The following is a 14,983-nucleotide window of genomic DNA, read 5'->3' as shown; positions in this document are numbered from 1 at the left end:
GCGCGTGTCACGGGCGACCATGGCGGGGTGGGACACCTCGACATCAGCGACATCACCTATCACCTGCCCGACGGCCGGACGCTCCTGGACTCCGTGAGCCTGCGCGTCGCGGACGGCGCGAGGGTCGCCCTCGTGGGCCCGAACGGGGTGGGGAAGTCGACCCTGCTGCGGATCGTCACGGGCGACCTGGCTCCGCACGGAGGGACCGTCGTCCGCAGCGGCGGCCTCGGTGTGATGCGGCAGCAGGTCGCCCGCGAGGACGACGAGCGCACGGTGCGCGAGCTGCTCGTCGAGCTCGCCCCGACCGTGGTGCGCGAGGCCGCGCTCGAGCTCGCGGCCGCCGAGCTCGACATCATGACCGTCGACGACACCGCCGCGCAGATGCGCTACGCGCAGGCGCTCGCGGACTGGGCGGACGTCGGCGGGTACGACGCGGAGACGACGTGGGACCGGGTGACCGACGAGGTGCTGTCGATCCCCTTCGAGCGGGCGCAGTGGCGCGAGCTGCGGACGCTGTCGGGCGGGGAGCAGAAGCGGCTCGCGCTCACGGCGCTGCTGGGCGGCCCCGAGCAGGTCCTGCTGCTCGACGAGCCGGACAACGCGCTCGACGTCCCGACCAAGCGCTGGCTCGAGGACCGGCTCACCGAGTCGCCGAAGGCCGTGCTCTACGTGTCGCACGACCGCGAGCTGCTCGCCCGCACGGCGACGCAGGTCGCGACGCTCGAGCCGACGCCCGGCGGCGGCACGGTCTGGGTCCACGGCGGCGGGTTCACCACCTACGCGCAGGCGCGCGAGGACCGTCGCGAGCGGCTCGCCGAGCTCGCGCGCCGCTGGGACGAGGAGCACCGCAAGCTCGTCGACCTCGTCCAGACGCTCAAGACGAAGGCGGCGTTCAACGACGGGCTCGCGAGCCGCTACCAGGCGGCGCGCACGCGGCTGCGGAAGTTCGAGGAGGCCGGTCCGCCCGAGGTCCTCGCGCGCGAGCAGCGCGTCAGCGTGCGTCTGCGGGGCGGGCGCACGGCCAAGCGCGCCGTGACGTGCCACGCCCTCGAGCTCACCGGGCTCGTGCAGCCGTTCGACCTCGAGGTGTTCTTCGGCGAGCGCGTGGCCGTGCTCGGGTCGAACGGCTCGGGCAAGTCGCACCTCCTCCGCCTCCTCGCCGCGGGCGGGAGCGACCCGGAGCCCGGCCTCGTGCCCGACGCCGCGCCGTCCGGGCTCCCCGGTGCACCCGGCGACGCGGTCGCCCCGGCGCCCGTCGCCCACACCGGGCGGGCCGTCCTGGGGTCGCGGGTGCGACCGGGGTGGTTCGCCCAGAACCACGACCATCCCGGACTGCGCGGGCGCACGCTGCTGGAGATCCTGCACCGCGGCGAGGGCAACCGGGCGGGGAGGGGACGCGAGGACGCGAGCCGCGCGCTCGACCGGTACGAGCTCGTCGCCCAGGCGGAGCAGCGCTTCGAGACGCTGTCGGGCGGCCAGCAGGCGCGGTTCCAGATCCTGCTCCTCGAGCTCGACGGCGCGACGCTCCTGCTGCTCGACGAGCCGACGGACAACCTCGACCTGCACTCGGCGGAGGCGCTGGAGGCCGGTCTCGCGGCGTTCGAGGGCACGGTGCTCGCCGTGACGCACGACCGCTGGTTCGCCCGCGGGTTCGACCGGTTCCTCGTCCTCGGGGGCGACGGCCGGGTCGTCGAGACGCCCGAGCCGGTGTGGGACGTCGAGCGGGTGGACCGCGTCCGCTGACCAGGCCCGCTGACAGGGCCCTGCGAGCCGGTGCACGCGGGCGGACGCGGGCGGACGCGGGCGGTCGTGGGTGGACACGGCACGGTCCGGGAGCCACCGCGAGATCCCTATCCTGGAGAGCATGGCCGTCCACAAGATCGTGCTCTTCTACGCCTTCGCGCCGCTCGCGGACCCGCGCGCCGTGCAGCTCTGGCAGCTGGCGCTCGGCGAGCGCTGGCGCCTGACGGGCCGCGTGATCGTCTCCGAGCACGGCATCAACGCGACGCTCGGCGGGACGGTGGAGGACCTCAAGCAGTACGTGAAGACGACGCGCCGCTACCCCGGCTTCGAACGGATCGACGTCAAGTGGTCCGACGGCACCGGACGCGACTTCCCCCGGCTCTCGGTCAAGGTGCGGCCCGAGCTCGTCGCGTTCGGGGCCGCCGACGAGCTGAAGGTGGACGAGCTCGGCGTGGTCGGCGGCGGCGAGCGGCTCAGCCCGCAGGCCCTGCACGACCTCGTCGATGCCCGCGGCGACGAGGTCGTGATGCTCGACGGGCGCAACGCCTTCGAGGCCGCGATCGGGCGGTTCCGTGGCGCGGTGGTCCCCGACGTGGAGACGACGCGAGAGTTCGTCGCCGAGATCGACTCGGGTCGCTACGACGACCTCAAGCAGCGGCCCGTCGTCACGTACTGCACCGGCGGCGTGCGGTGCGAGGTGCTGTCGGCGCTCCTGCGCTCGCGCGGGTTCGAGGAGGTGTACCAGCTCGACGGTGGCGTGGTGCGCTACGGCGAGGTGTTCGGGTCCCGGGGACTGTGGGACGGGTCGCTCTACGTGTTCGACGAGCGCATGCACGTCGAGCTCGGCCCGGGGTCGACCCCGTTGGGGGAGTGCACCGTGTGCGGCGCCGCGACGGCGAGGTACGAGAACTGCGCGGACCCCGGCTGCCGGACGCTGCGGCTGTTCTGCGACGGCTGCGTCGGGGCCGCGCGGTCCGGCCGCTGCGAGGTGTGCGTCGCGGAGCGGCCGACCTCCACCGCGGCCGCCCGTGGCTGAGGACGCCGCCGTCCGGCCGCTTTGACCACGACCCGTCCACGCAGGTACTCTGGTGAGTCGTTGTGCTCTTCTCACGACACCCGTGTCGCTAGCGCGCCCACTCGCTGCCGGCCAAGGAGCGGGTGTCGACCGAGCCCGCCGCGCAACGACAACGCCCTCTCGGCCGCCCAGCTTCAGCGACCGAAGAAGACACCTGACAGAAACGAAGGCTACGACCGTGCGTACGTACACCCCGAAGCCCGGCGACATCCAGCGCAACTGGTACGTCATCGACGCGACCGACGTCGTCCTGGGCCGCCTGGCCACCCACGTGGCCACCCTGCTGCGCGGCAAGCACAAGCCGACCTTCGCTCCGCACGTCGACGGCGGTGACTTCGTCATCGTCATCAACGCCGGCAAGGTCGCCCTCAGCGGCAACAAGCGCGAGCAGAAGATGGCCTACAACCACTCGGGCTACCCGGGTGGTCTCCGTGCCACCGCCTACGGCGACCTGCTCGACAAGCACCCCGAGCGTGCCGTCGAGAAGGCCGTGCGCGGCATGGTGCCGAAGACGAGCCTCGGCCGCGCCCAGCTCGGCAAGCTGAAGGTCTACGCGGGTGCCGAGCACCCGCACGCCGCTCAGCAGCCCCAGCCGTTCGAGATCACCCAGGTCGCGCAGTAATCGCCGCCCAGGCGTAGCCGACAGAGAGACGCGAGGACACACCCGTGGCCGAGACCACCGTCGAGACCGACACGCTGGGTGACGAGACCCCCAGCACCTACACCTCTGAGTCCGCAGCCCCCACGGGCCGCGGCCAGAGCATCACCGCCCCCGGGCAGGCCCTGGGCCGTCGCAAGGAGGCGGTCGCTCGCGTCCGCCTCGTGCCGGGCACGGGCCAGTGGAAGGTCAACGGGCGCACGCTCGAGGACTACTTCCCGAACAAGGTCCACCAGCAGCTCGTCAACTCCCCGCTGAAGCTGGTCGACGTCGAGGGCCGCTTCGACATCGTCGCCCGCATCTCGGGTGGCGGCACCTCCGGCCAGGCCGGTGCGCTGCGCCTCGGCATCGCGCGGGCGCTCAACGCGATCGACGCGGAGAACAACCGCCCGGCGCTGAAGAAGGCCGGCTTCCTCACTCGCGACGCGCGCGTCGTCGAGCGCAAGAAGGCCGGGCTCAAGAAGGCCCGCAAGGCCCCGCAGTACTCCAAGCGCTGATCCGCGCCGTGTGATCGTCGGCCCCGGTGGACTCGTCCGCCGGGGCCGACGGCTTTTGTCAGGACTGTTGACGATGCCCGGCGCGGGCCAGGTAGGGCGACGGCGCGGTCGACGCGCGGACGCCGTGAGAGAAGGACTTCATGGGACGACTGTTCGGGACCGACGGTGTGCGAGGCCTCGCCAACGGCAACGTGACAGCCGAGCTCGCGCTCGACCTCGGCGTCGCCGCGGCGCGCGTGCTCGCGGACGGGCCGGAGGGCCACCGTCCGCGCGCGGTCGTGGGACGCGACACGCGGGTGTCCGGAGAGTTCCTCGGGGCGGCGCTCGCCGCGGGGCTCGCGAGCGCGGGGGTCGACGTGCGCGACGTCGGTGTCCTGCCGACCCCCGGCGTCGCCTACCTCGCGAGCGCGATGGACGTCGACTTCGGCGTCGTCATCTCTGCGTCGCACAACCCCATGCAGGACAACGGGATCAAGTTCCTCGCGCGCGGCGGCGTGAAGCTCGACGACGCGGTCGAGGACGCGATCGAGTCGCTCATCGGCCAGGAGTGGTCGCGCCCCACGCACGGCGACGTCGGCCGGCTGTCCCGCGATGCCGGCCGCGCCGGCAGCGCGTACGTCGAGCACCTCATGGCGAGCATCGGCGCCGACGAGGACGCCAAGCCGCTCGCCGGCCTGCGGATCGCCGTGGACTGCGCCAACGGCGCGGCGAGCGACGTCGGGCCGGCGGCGCTGCGCGCGGCCGGTGCGGACGTCGTCGTCATCAACGCGAGCCCCGACGGTCACAACATCAACGCCGCGTGCGGCTCCAACCACCCGGAGCAGCTCCAGGCCGTGGTCGTCGCGTCGGAGGCCGACTTCGGCGTCGCGTTCGACGGCGACGCGGACCGCTGCATCGCGGTCGACCACGGCGGTGCCGTCGTCGACGGCGACCAGATCATGGGGGTGCTCGCGCTCGCGCTCAAGGCCGAGGGCGCCCTGCCGGACGACACGCTCGTCGTCACGGTGATGAGCAACCTCGGTCTCCTCCTCGCGATGCGCGACGCCGGGATCCGTACGGTGCAGACCGGCGTCGGCGACCGGTACGTCCTCGAGGAGATGCGCGCGCACGGCTACGGCCTCGGCGGCGAGCAGTCCGGGCACATCATCATGTCGCGGTACGCGACGACGGGCGACGGCGTCCTCACCGCGCTGCAGCTCGCGGCGCGCGTCAAGGCCACCGGTCAGAAGCTCGCGGACCTGGCCGGAGTGGTCCAGCGGCTGCCGCAGACGCTCGTCAACGTCCCCGGGGTCGACAGGTCGCGCGCGGCGAGCGACGAGGCTCTGCTCGCCGCGGTCGCCGACGCGGAGACCACGCTCGGGGAGACCGGGCGTGTCCTGCTGCGCCCGTCGGGCACGGAGCCCCTCGTGCGCGTGATGGTGGAGGCCGCGACGCAGCAGCAGGCGGACGCCGTCGCCGGCGGGCTCGCCGACGTCGTCCGTGAGCGACTGGCGCTGTGAGGCGGCGGACGGCCGTGAGCCGGCAGGGTGCAGGGGCGACGGCGGACGAAGGGGTGCGATGAGCGTGCGGTACGGGGTCGACGAGGCGCTGCGGGCGCACGTGCTCGGCCTGCTCGACACCTTCGACGACGGGCTCCTGCCCATCGTGCAGGCCGGTCACCCGGTGCTGCGCACGCCCGCCGTCCCGTACGCGGGTCAGCTCGGCGACGCGCTCCCGGCGCTCCTCGACGCGATGCGGGCGACGATGCACGCCGCCCCCGGCGTCGGGCTCGCCGCCCCGCAGATCGGGCTGGGTCTCGCGCTCGCGGTCGTCGAGGACCCGGGCTCGCCCGACCCGGACGACGAGCGCGAGCGCCCTGCGCTGCCCTTCCGCGTCCTCGTGAACCCCCGCTACGAGGCGGTGGGCGAGGACGCGCGGACGTTCGTCGAGGGGTGCCTGTCGGTGCACGGATGGCAGGCGGAACGCACCCGTGCGCGGTCCGTGCGGCTGACCGGCGAGGACGAGACCGGTACGCCGGTCGACGAGGTCCTCACCGGATGGCCCGCGCGGATCGTCCAGCACGAGACGGACCACCTGCGCGGCGAGCTGTATCTCGACGGTGCCGACCTGCGGACGCTCTCGTCCACGCTCGCGGCGGCACGCCTGCCCCAGGCCCGCGCGGACGCCTGAACCGGACCCGGTCGCGCTCACCCGGTCGTGGTCCCCCCGACGTACCCGTACCCCGGCCGATCTCCCTCGACAGGATGACGACGGCGCGTCACCCGCGCGGAAGACTCGTGGTCACCGCCGCGACCGGCGGGAGTCCTCAGGGTTCTCTCGGGGGAATTCCTGATGGACGACGACGGGACGCTCCGTAGGCTGGACGTGGCACCGGACGCCACGTCCGGTGCCACCACAGCCGCCGCCAGCCTGGCCTCCCCGCCAGCCGACGAACGAGGACCCCGTGACCGAGGCCGTGTCGACCTTCCTGGAGAATCTGGAAGCCTGGATTCTCGCTCTCGCGGCGTCCGGGTGGATCTACCCCGCACTGCTCGGCTTCGCCACCATCGACGGCTTCTTCCCGCCGATCCCCAGCGAGTCGGTCGTCATCACCCTCGCCGTCTCGGCGCACGCGACCGGCTCGCCGAACCTGCTGCTCGTCCTCGTCATCGCCGCGGTCGGCGCGTGGACGGGCGACCAGATCGCCTTCTCGCTGGGCCGTGCCATCGGCACCGAGCGCATCGCCTTCCTCCGGACGGCGCGCGGTCGCAAGGCGGTCGCCTGGGCGGAGCGCGCGCTGGCGCACCGAGGTGCGTCGTTCATCCTCGCCGCGCGCTACATCCCGATCGGTCGTGTCGCGGTCAACATGACGGCGGGCGCCGTGGGCTACCCGCGTCGCCGGTTCATGGCCTTCTCCGCGATCGCGGCCGTGACCTGGGCGCTGTACTCCGTCCTCATCGGCCTCGTCGCCGCGCAGTGGCTCGGCCACGAGCCGCTGCTCGCGATGGTCGTCGGCGTCGTCATCGGGATCGCCGCCGGGTTCGTGATCGACCGGATCCTCATGGTCCGCTCCCGGCGGCGCGGCGTGATCCCCGTGGCACTCATGAACGCGGCGCCGACGACGGACGCCGCGACGGCGCCGTCGGGCACCGCCGTGGCGAGCACCCCGGGAGACGTCGGGGCGACGTCGGGCTCCGGCGTGGCGAGCGCCCCGGGAGAGACCGACGCGGCGTCGGGCACGACGGCCGGCGGTGCCGGGAGCCTGCCGCGCTGACGCCGTGGGCGTGCGCACGGGTCACAGCTTGCGCAGGCGCACCCGCTGGACCGAGTGGTCCGATCCCTTCGTGAGCACGAGCGTCGCCCGACCGCGCGTCGGCAGGATGTTCTGCTCGAGGTTGGGCGCGTTGATCGAGTCCCAGATCGACCGCGCCCGCTCCACGGCCTGCTCGTCCGTGAGGTCCGCGTAGCGGCGGAAGTACGACTCGGGGCGCGCGAACGCGGTGCGGCGCAGCGTGAGGAACCGGTCGACGTACCACTGGCGCACGTTGCGCGTCCGGGCGTCGACGTAGATCGAGAAGTCGAAGAAGTCCGAGACGGCGACGGTCGACTCGTCGTGCGCGCTCGGCCGTGCCGGCTGCAGGACGTTGAGCCCCTCGACCACGAGCACGTCCGGCTTGCGGACGACTGCCTCGGCGCCGGGCACGATGTCATAGGTGAGGTGGTCGTAGACCGGCGCCCGGACCTCGTCGTGCCCCGCCTTGACCTTGGAGAGGAAGCGGATGAGCGCCCGCCGGTCGTAGGACTCGGGGAAGCCCTTGCGGTCCATGAGGCCCCGGCGCTGCAGCTCCGCGTTCGGGTACAGGAACCCGTCGGTCGTGATGAGCTCGACCCGCGGCGTCTCGGGCCAGCGCGCCAGCATCTCGCGCAGGACGCGCGCCGTCGTGGACTTGCCGACGGCCACGGACCCCGCGACGCCGATGACGTACGGCGTCGACCCCGTGTCCTCGCGCAGGAACGTCGACGTCGCCTCGTGCAGCCCCGCAGTCGCGGTGACGTAGAGATTGAGCAGGCGCGAGAGCGGCCGGTACACCGCGTCGACCTCCGCGAGGTCGATCGGGTCGCCGAGGCCACGCAGGCGCGTCACGTCGGCGTCGGTCAGCGGGAGCGGCGTGGACTCCGAGAGGCGGCTCCACGCAGCGCGGTCGAGGTCGACGTACGGCGACGACGGACTGGCGATCAGGCGGGTCAGGGCGTCGGTCGACTCGGGCGCGGGGGAGGACACCGTCCGATTCTGCCGGATTCCCGGTGGTGCGCGTGCCCTGGGGCCTCGGTCGGGTCGGTCGGGTCGGTCGGGTCGGTCGGGCTGGGTCGCGCGCCGTCGCCTGCGCGGACGGCGTGCTCGGGCTGCCGCGCCGTCGCCCTGGTCTGTCCGGTCCGGATTCAGGAGCGCGGCTCTGACGCCCTTCGCACGTCGTCCGCTCCGGCGGCGGCCCGCTCGTCGTCCGGGTCCCGGCCCGCATGTCGTGCGCTCCGGCGACGGTCGCTCGTCGTCCTGGTCGCGCGGTGCGGTGTGGGTTCTCAGCGGGGACGACGGCGGGGTGGCAGCTCGACGGGGGCGCCCGGGCCCGGGAGGGCGAGGTCGGGGACCCGGTCCATGAGGGCGCGGGCGTCGGCGGGGGCGTGGGCGTGGACGTCGTTGTCGAAGTACAGCTCGACGTCGTGGTCGTCGGCGTGCCAGCGGCGGAGGCGCTCGGCCCAGGAGTCGAGCACGTGCGGTCGGTAGTCGCTCGTGTAGAGCTCGGTGTCGCCGTGGAGGCGCACGTAGACGAGCGGGGCGGTCACCGCCTCGATCAGGGGCCAGCGCCCGGCGCCGTCGGAGATCGCGAGGGCGATGCCGTGCTCGCGCAGGAGGTCGAGGGCCGCCGGGTCGGCGAAGGACGCGTGCCGGGACTCGAGCGCGTGGACGAGCGGCCGGTCGACCTCGGTCGTCGTCCACGGGTCGGCGCGGAGGCGGTCGTCGTGGTCCTGCGCGAGGCGGGCGGCGTCGGACGTGGTGCGGGGGAGCTGGTCGAGGAACGACTCGAGCGTCGGACGGTCGAAGGTGGTGCGTTCCGGCAGCTGCCACAGCACGGGCCCGAGACGGTCCCCGAGGGCGAGGACGCCGCTCGCGAAGAAGTTGGCGAGCGGCGTCCGGACGTCGCGCAGGCGCTTCATGTGGGTGATGAACCTGCCGCCCTTGACCGCGAACGTGAAGCCGGGCGGCGTCTGCTCGCGCCAGGCCGTGAACGACGACGGTCGCTGGAGCGAGTAGAACGTGCCGTTGAGCTCGACGGACGGGAACGCGGACGCCACGTGCTCGAGCTCGCGGCGCTGCGGAAGGCCGGGCGGGTAGAACCGGCCGCGCCAGTCCGCGTACCGCCATCCGGACAGGCCGATGCGGACGGAGGGCATGCGGCCACTGTGCACCGCGCCGGCGTGGCTCGCCGTCCGGAATTACGCAGGACGGCTCACGAAGAACGGCGAGATCGCGGCGCTCCGAAGGAGCACCGGCCCTCGTTAGACTCGTGCACCATGTGCGGAATCGTGGGTTACGTGGGCCCTGGAACCATGGTGGGAGAGGCGTCGGGGCGACCCCTCGACGTCGCCCTCGAAGGACTCGGCCGGCTCGAGTACCGCGGGTACGACTCCGCGGGGGTGGCGCTCGTCGGTCCGGGGATCGACGCGGTCGCGTTCGCGAAGAAGTCGGGCAAGCTGGCGAACCTGGTCGCCGAGCTCGGCGAGCACCCGCTGCCGGCGTCGACGGCCTCGATCGGGCACACCCGGTGGGCGACCCACGGCGGTCCGACCGACACCAACGCGCACCCGCACCTGGCGGACGGCGACCGGCTCGCCGTGATCCACAACGGGATCGTCGAGAACTTCGCGATCCTCAAGGCGGAGCTCGTCGCCGAGGGCGTGACGTTCCGGTCGGAGACCGACACCGAGGTCGCGGCGCAGCTGCTCGCCCGTGCCTATCGCGCGACGAAGGACCTGACGACCGCGATGGGTCAGGTCGCCCGTCGGCTCGAGGGCACCTTCACGCTGCTCGCCGTGCACGCGGACGTCCCCGACACCGTGGTGGGCGCGCGGCACGACTCCCCGCTCGTCGTCGGGATCGGCGAGGGCGAGAACTTCCTCGGCTCGGACGTCGCGGCGTTCATCTCGCACACCAAGGAGGCGCTCGAGCTCGGGCAGGACCAGATCGTCACGATCACGCCGACCTCGGTCGAGGTGACGGACTTCGACGGGAACCCGGCCGAGGCGAAGCGCTTCACGGTCGACTGGGACGCCGCGGCCGCCGAGAAGGGCGGCTTCTCGTCCTTCATGGACAAGGAGATCCACGACCAGCCGCACGCCGTCGGCGACACGCTGCTCGGCCGGACCGACCCGTCCGGGAGGCTCGTGCTCGACGACCTGCGCATCGACGAGGCGGTGCTGCGCTCGGTCGACAAGATCATCGTCGTCGCGTGCGGCACGGCCGCGTACTCCGGTCACGTCGCCAAGTACGCGATCGAGCACTGGTGCCGCATCCCCGTCGAGGTCGAGCTCGCGCACGAGTTCCGCTACCGCGACCCGATCGTCGACGAGAAGACGCTCGTCGTCGCCGTGACGCAGTCGGGCGAGACCATGGACACCCTCATGGCCGTGCGCCACGCGCGCGAGCAGGGTGCCAAGGTCATCTCGATCGTCAACACGCACGGGTCGACGATCCCGCGCGAGTCCGACGCCGTGCTGTACACGCACGCAGGACCCGAGATCGCGGTCGCGTCGACCAAGGCGTTCCTGTCGCAGATCACCGCGGCGTACCTCCTCGGGCTCTACCTCGCGCAGCTCCGCGGCAACAAGTTCCCCGACGAGATCTCCGCGATCCTCGACGACCTGCGCGACATGCCGCGCAAGATCCAGACCGTCATCGAGCGTGGCGAGTACGTGCGCGCCACGGCCCGGTCGATGAAGGACGCGTCGTCGGTCCTGTTCCTCGGTCGGCACGTCGGGTTCCCGGTGGCGCTCGAGGGCGCGCTCAAGCTCAAGGAGCTCGCGTACATCCATGCCGAGGGTTTCGCGGCCGGCGAGCTCAAGCACGGACCGATCGCGCTCATCGACGAGGGCCAGCCGGTGTTCGTCATCGTGCCGTCGCCGCGCGGCCGCGAGGGCCTGCACTCGAAGGTCATCTCGAACATCCAGGAGATCCGGGCCCGCGGCGCACGCACGCTCGTGATCGCGGAGGACGGCGACGACGCGGTGCGCCCGTACGCCGACGAGATCTTCTGGATCCCCGAGTCGCCGACGCTCCTGTCCCCGCTGCTCGCGGTCGTCCCGCTGCAGATCTTCGCCATGGCGCTCGCCACGGCGAAGGGGCTCGACGTCGACCAGCCGCGCAACCTCGCGAAGTCGGTCACGGTCGAGTAGCCAGGACGTCGCCGACCAGGCGACCGTGGCCCGTCCGGTCGACCGGACGGGCCACGCGCGCACGGTCGGCGGGCGGGAGGGCACGGCCGGCGGGAGCGGGGACCGCATGGTCGGTGCCGGGTCGCGCCGTAGGGTGAGCGCATGATCATCGGGGTGGGGATCGACGTCGTCGACGTCGCGCGGTTCATGGAGTCGATCGAGCGGACCCCGCGGCTCCGGGACAAGCTCTTCACGCCGGCCGAGCGCGACCTCCCGCCGTCGTCGCTCGCGGCGCGGTTCGCCGCGAAGGAGGCGATCGCGAAGGCGCTCGGCGCCCCGGGCGGCATGCAGTGGCACGACGCGACCGTGCACCGCGTCGTCGGCGGCCCCCCGGAGGTGGAGATCACCGGGACGGTCGCGGCCCGCGCCGAGGAGCTCGGCATCCGGACGTTCCACCTGTCCATCTCGCACGACGCCGGCATCGCCTCGGCGATGGTCGTGGCCGAGGGCTGACGCCTCCGGCGCGCCCCGCCGACCAGGCGGTGGCGATCCGTCCGCGCGTCGGACGGGCCGCCGTCGCCCGGTGGCGGGGGGCGGGGTCAGTCCTGCAGCGCCGGGATGACCTCGCGCTCGAAGAGCTCGATGCCGCTGCGGTCGTAGGCCGCCTCCGCGAAGTACGTGATGGCGTACGACAGGCCGAGCCCGCGCAGCTCCGTGAGCTTCTCGACGATCTGCTCCGGCGTCCCGACGAGCGGTCCGCGGCGCGCCTTCTCGGCCTCCTCCGGGGCGCGCTCGGGCAGCGTCAGCGCGTAGTGCTCCTCGATCCACGCGATGCGGTCGTCGACCTCGGCCTCCGTCGCGCCGACGACCACGTTGTAGTTCGCGCTGCGCGTGATCTCCTCGAACGGCCGGCCGATCGCCTCGCAGTGCCCGCGCAGCACCTCGGACTTGTGCGCGAAACCCTCGGGCGAGCCGTCGAAGTTCGTGTACTGCGCGTGCTCCGCCGCGATGCGCAGCGTCTTCCTCTCCCCGCCGCCCGCGATCCACAGCGGCGGACCGTCGACCTGCAGCGGCAGCGGGGCGAGGCGCGCGCCGTCGACCTGGAAGTGCGTGCCGTCGAGCGTCGCGACGCCGTTCGTCCACAGCTGCTTGAAGATCTGCACGCCCTCGTCGAGGGCGGCGAGGCGCTCGCCCGCGCGCGGGAAGCCGTAGCCGTAGGCGCGCCACTCGTGCTCGTACCAGCCGGCGCCGATGCCCATCTCGACGCGTCCGCCGCTCACGACGTCGACCGTCGCCGCGACCTTCGCGAGATAGGCCGGGTTGCGGTAGGCCATGCACGTGCACATCTGGCCGAGGCGCACGCGCTCGGTCGACGCCGCGAACGCCGCCATGAGCGTCCACGCCTCGTGGGTCGCCTCGTCCGTCGGTTCGGGGACGGTGTGGAAGTGGTCGTACACCCAGACCGACTCCCAGGCGTGCGCCACACCGGGCAGGCCGTCGCCCGCGAGCGCGGTGTCGGCGTGGCGGGCGAGGGACCGCATGGTCTCCCACTGGTCCGCGGGGTCGATGCCGACGAGGTCGAGCCGCCAGCCCTGGGGGATGAAGAGTCCGAAGCGCATGACCGTCACCCTAGGGGCTGCCGTGCGCGCTCGCGCCCGGCCTCGCTCCTGTCCCACGGGGCGGACGCGGCGGGACATGGGCAGGATGAGCGGCATGATCGAAGCCTGGTCCGTCGACGACGTCCGTGCCGCCGAGCAGCCGCTCCTCGAGGCCGGCGTCCCGCTCATGGAGCGCGCCGCGTTCGCGCTCGCGACCGTCGTCGCGCGCGACGTCGCCCGCGCGAGGTCCGTCGTCGGGCCCGACGGCGGTCGGCGCGACGGGCGCGTGACGGGCGCCCGGGTGGTGCTGCTCGTCGGGTCGGGCAACAACGGCGGCGACACGCTCTTCGCGGGCGCGCACCTCGCACGCCGTGGCGCGCTCGTGACCGCCGTGCTCACGAGCGAGCGGGTGCACCGTGAGGGCCTGGCCGCGCTGCGCCGCGCCGGCGGGACGGCGCGCGACGTCGCCGCGACGGGCGGAGCGGCGGGTGCGCCCGCGCCGTCCGGCCGGGGCGAGGCGCCCGGCCGGGCGCCCGGCGACGTGCCCGGCCGGGTGCCCGGCGACGTGCTCGGACCGGTGGTCGACGAGGTGCTGCGCGCCGACGCGGTGCTCGACGGCCTCGTCGGCATCGGCGCGACGGGCGCACTGCGCGGGGTCGCGGGCGAGCTCGTGGGCCGGCTCTCGGACGCGCTCGCCGCGGCGCCTCGACGCCCGCGGGTCGTGGCCGTGGATGCGCCGAGCGGCATCGGGGTCGACGACGGGACCGTTCCGGGACCGGTGCTGCGCGCCGACCGCACGGTGACCTTCGGCGCCGCGAAGCCGGGTCTCCTGCTCCCGCCCGCGACGCTCGAGGTCGGCCACGGCGCGGTCGTGGACCTCGGCCTCACGCTCGGCGCGTCGGCCGGTCCCGCCGCCTCCGGCACCGGTCCCGCCGCCTCCGGCACCGGTCCCGCCGCCTCCGGCACCGGTCCCGCCGCCTCCGGCACCGGTCCCGCCGCCTCCGGCACAGCGGCCGGTCCCCGGGGCGTGCCCACCGTTCGGCGCCTCGAGCCTGCGGATGTCGCGGCGCTGTGGCCCGTCCCCGGCCCGACGGACCACAAGTACACGCGCGGTGTGCTCGGCGTCGTCGCGGGCACCCCGACCTATCCCGGCGCGGCCGTGCTCGTCTCGACGGCCGCGGTCCGCACCGGTCCCGGCATGGTCCGCTACGCCGGGCCGGACGACGTCACGCGTGCCGTGCTCGCCGCGCGCCCCGAGGTCGTCCCCGGCGAGGGTCGCGTCCAGGCGTGGTCGCTCGGTCCCGGAGTCCCGGCAGCGCCGGGGCCGGGAGACGACACGGTGGACGACGGCGGGCAGCACGACCGCATCCGGCGAGCCCTCGCGGCCGCCGCGGACCCGAACCTGCGCGTGGCCGCCGTCGTCGACGCGGGCGCCCTGTCCCTGCTGCCCGGGCGGTGCCCTGCGTCCGTCGTGCTCACCCCCCACGCGGGCGAGCTCGCGACGCTCCTCTCCGCCCGTGGGGAGGACGTCGCCCGGGCCGACGTCGACGCCGAGCCGTGGCGGTGGGCGCGCCGTGCCCACGAGCTCACGGGCGCGACGGTGCTGCTCAAGGGGTCGGCGACGGTCGTCGTCGGACCGGGCGTGACGTACTCCCAGGCGGACGCGCCGTCATGGCTCGCGACCGCGGGCGCGGGCGACGTCCTCTCGGGGATCCTCGGCGTCCTGCTCGCGGCGCACCTCGACCGGGTCCTCGCCGAACCGGCGCTCGCGGCCGAGCTCGCCGCCGCTGCCGCGCTCGTGCACGGGCTCGCCGCCGAGAGGGCCAACCCCGGCGGACCCGTCGCGGCGCTCGACGTCGCGGACCAGGTGCCGCACGTCGTCGCGGAGCTCCTCGCCGCGCGCTGAGGCGCTCACCGCCGTCGTCCGTCGTCCGCCGCTCGCCGTCCGCCGTCCGTCGTCCGCCGCTCGTCGTCCGTCGTCCTGGCGACGTGCCGAGGGCGTCCC

The 14,983-nt window shown here is 73.8% G+C and carries 13 protein-coding genes; 10 read left to right on the top strand and 3 right to left on the bottom strand.

The annotated features are described in order from the left end of the window. The first annotated feature begins 27 nt into the window (after positions 1-27). From ACZCLJ_RS07850 to ACZCLJ_RS07820, 7 genes are all read left to right on the top strand, one after another. Positions 28-1,743, top strand: coding sequence for an ATP-binding cassette domain-containing protein (locus ACZCLJ_RS07850; RefSeq protein ID WP_463106052.1), 1,716 nt, complete (start codon positions 28-30; stop codon positions 1,741-1,743). 121 nt (positions 1,744-1,864) lie between these two features. Continuing rightward, positions 1,865-2,779: an oxygen-dependent tRNA uridine(34) hydroxylase TrhO gene (trhO, locus tag ACZCLJ_RS07845; RefSeq protein ID WP_463106051.1), complete on the top strand. Its 915-nt coding sequence runs from the start codon at positions 1,865-1,867 to the stop codon at positions 2,777-2,779. Between the two features lie 217 nt (positions 2,780-2,996). Further along, positions 2,997-3,440: a 50S ribosomal protein L13 gene (rplM, locus tag ACZCLJ_RS07840; RefSeq protein ID WP_251153559.1), complete on the top strand. Its 444-nt coding sequence runs from the start codon at positions 2,997-2,999 to the stop codon at positions 3,438-3,440. A gap of 44 nt (positions 3,441-3,484) precedes the next feature. Next, the gene (gene rpsI, locus ACZCLJ_RS07835; RefSeq protein ID WP_251153560.1) at positions 3,485-3,973 is read left to right on the top strand and encodes a 30S ribosomal protein S9; all 489 of its coding nucleotides are present in this window, start codon (positions 3,485-3,487) and stop codon (positions 3,971-3,973) included. 140 nt (positions 3,974-4,113) lie between these two features. Continuing rightward, positions 4,114-5,472: a phosphoglucosamine mutase gene (glmM, locus tag ACZCLJ_RS07830; protein ID WP_463106050.1), complete on the top strand. Its 1,359-nt coding sequence runs from the start codon at positions 4,114-4,116 to the stop codon at positions 5,470-5,472. A gap of 58 nt (positions 5,473-5,530) precedes the next feature. After that, the gene (locus tag ACZCLJ_RS07825; protein WP_251153562.1) at positions 5,531-6,142 is read left to right on the top strand and encodes a peptide deformylase; all 612 of its coding nucleotides are present in this window, start codon (positions 5,531-5,533) and stop codon (positions 6,140-6,142) included. A gap of 274 nt (positions 6,143-6,416) precedes the next feature. Beyond that, positions 6,417-7,226 (top strand): DedA family protein, encoded by an 810-nt coding sequence (locus ACZCLJ_RS07820; protein WP_463106049.1) that lies wholly within the window; start codon positions 6,417-6,419, stop codon positions 7,224-7,226. A 21-nt stretch (positions 7,227-7,247) separates the two neighbouring features. Here ACZCLJ_RS07820 and coaA read toward each other — a convergent pair whose 3' ends face one another. Both coaA and ACZCLJ_RS07810 read right to left on the bottom strand, forming a co-directional pair. Further along, positions 7,248-8,234, bottom strand: coding sequence for a type I pantothenate kinase (gene coaA, locus ACZCLJ_RS07815; RefSeq protein WP_251153564.1), 987 nt, complete (start codon positions 8,232-8,234; stop codon positions 7,248-7,250). 296 nt (positions 8,235-8,530) lie between these two features. Beyond that, the gene (locus ACZCLJ_RS07810; RefSeq protein ID WP_463106048.1) at positions 8,531-9,403 is read right to left on the bottom strand and encodes a DUF72 domain-containing protein; all 873 of its coding nucleotides are present in this window, start codon (positions 9,401-9,403) and stop codon (positions 8,531-8,533) included. A 120-nt stretch (positions 9,404-9,523) separates the two neighbouring features. Here ACZCLJ_RS07810 and glmS point away from each other — a divergent pair, with 120 nt between their 5' ends. Continuing rightward, on the top strand, positions 9,524-11,401 hold the full coding sequence (gene glmS, locus ACZCLJ_RS07805; protein WP_463106047.1) for a glutamine--fructose-6-phosphate transaminase (isomerizing): 1,878 nt from the start codon (positions 9,524-9,526) through the stop codon (positions 11,399-11,401). A 141-nt stretch (positions 11,402-11,542) separates the two neighbouring features. After that, a complete protein-coding gene (locus tag ACZCLJ_RS07800) occupies positions 11,543-11,893 on the top strand; it encodes a holo-ACP synthase (RefSeq protein WP_251153567.1) in 351 nt (116 codons plus the stop codon). Between the two features lie 86 nt (positions 11,894-11,979). On the opposite strand, the gene ACZCLJ_RS07795 is transcribed toward ACZCLJ_RS07800, so the two are convergent. Then, complete coding sequence (locus tag ACZCLJ_RS07795) at positions 11,980-12,999, bottom strand: LLM class F420-dependent oxidoreductase (RefSeq protein WP_463106046.1); 1,020 nt, start codon at positions 12,997-12,999, stop codon at positions 11,980-11,982. A 94-nt stretch (positions 13,000-13,093) separates the two neighbouring features. On the opposite strand from ACZCLJ_RS07795, the gene ACZCLJ_RS07790 reads away from it, so the two are divergent. Beyond that, on the top strand, positions 13,094-14,884 hold the full coding sequence (locus ACZCLJ_RS07790) for an NAD(P)H-hydrate dehydratase (protein ID WP_463106045.1): 1,791 nt from the start codon (positions 13,094-13,096) through the stop codon (positions 14,882-14,884). Positions 14,885-14,983: the final 99 nt, after the last annotated feature.

This window comes from Cellulosimicrobium sp. So1_17 (assembly GCF_055181235.1).
Note: the sequence above shows the minus strand (reverse complement) of the source record. Positions and strands in the feature narration are given on the sequence as shown.

Bases quoted from the DNA above. Each gene is read 5' to 3' on its own strand.
- trhO (WP_463106051.1), top strand. From the start codon at position 1,865: ATGGCCGTCCACAAGATCGTGCTCTTCTACGCCTTCGCGCCGCTCGCG.
- glmM (WP_463106050.1), top strand. From the start codon at position 4,114: ATGGGACGACTGTTCGGGACCGACGGTGTGCGAGGCCTCGCCAACGGC.
- ACZCLJ_RS07825 (WP_251153562.1), top strand. From the start codon at position 5,531: ATGAGCGTGCGGTACGGGGTCGACGAGGCGCTGCGGGCGCACGTGCTC.
- ACZCLJ_RS07810 (WP_463106048.1), bottom strand. From the start codon at position 9,403: ATGCCCTCCGTCCGCATCGGCCTGTCCGGATGGCGGTACGCGGACTGG.
- glmS (WP_463106047.1), top strand. From the start codon at position 9,524: ATGTGCGGAATCGTGGGTTACGTGGGCCCTGGAACCATGGTGGGAGAG.
- ACZCLJ_RS07800 (WP_251153567.1), top strand. From the start codon at position 11,543: ATGATCATCGGGGTGGGGATCGACGTCGTCGACGTCGCGCGGTTCATG.
- ACZCLJ_RS07795 (WP_463106046.1), bottom strand. From the start codon at position 12,999: ATGCGCTTCGGACTCTTCATCCCCCAGGGCTGGCGGCTCGACCTCGTC.
- ACZCLJ_RS07790 (WP_463106045.1), top strand. From the start codon at position 13,094: ATGATCGAAGCCTGGTCCGTCGACGACGTCCGTGCCGCCGAGCAGCCG.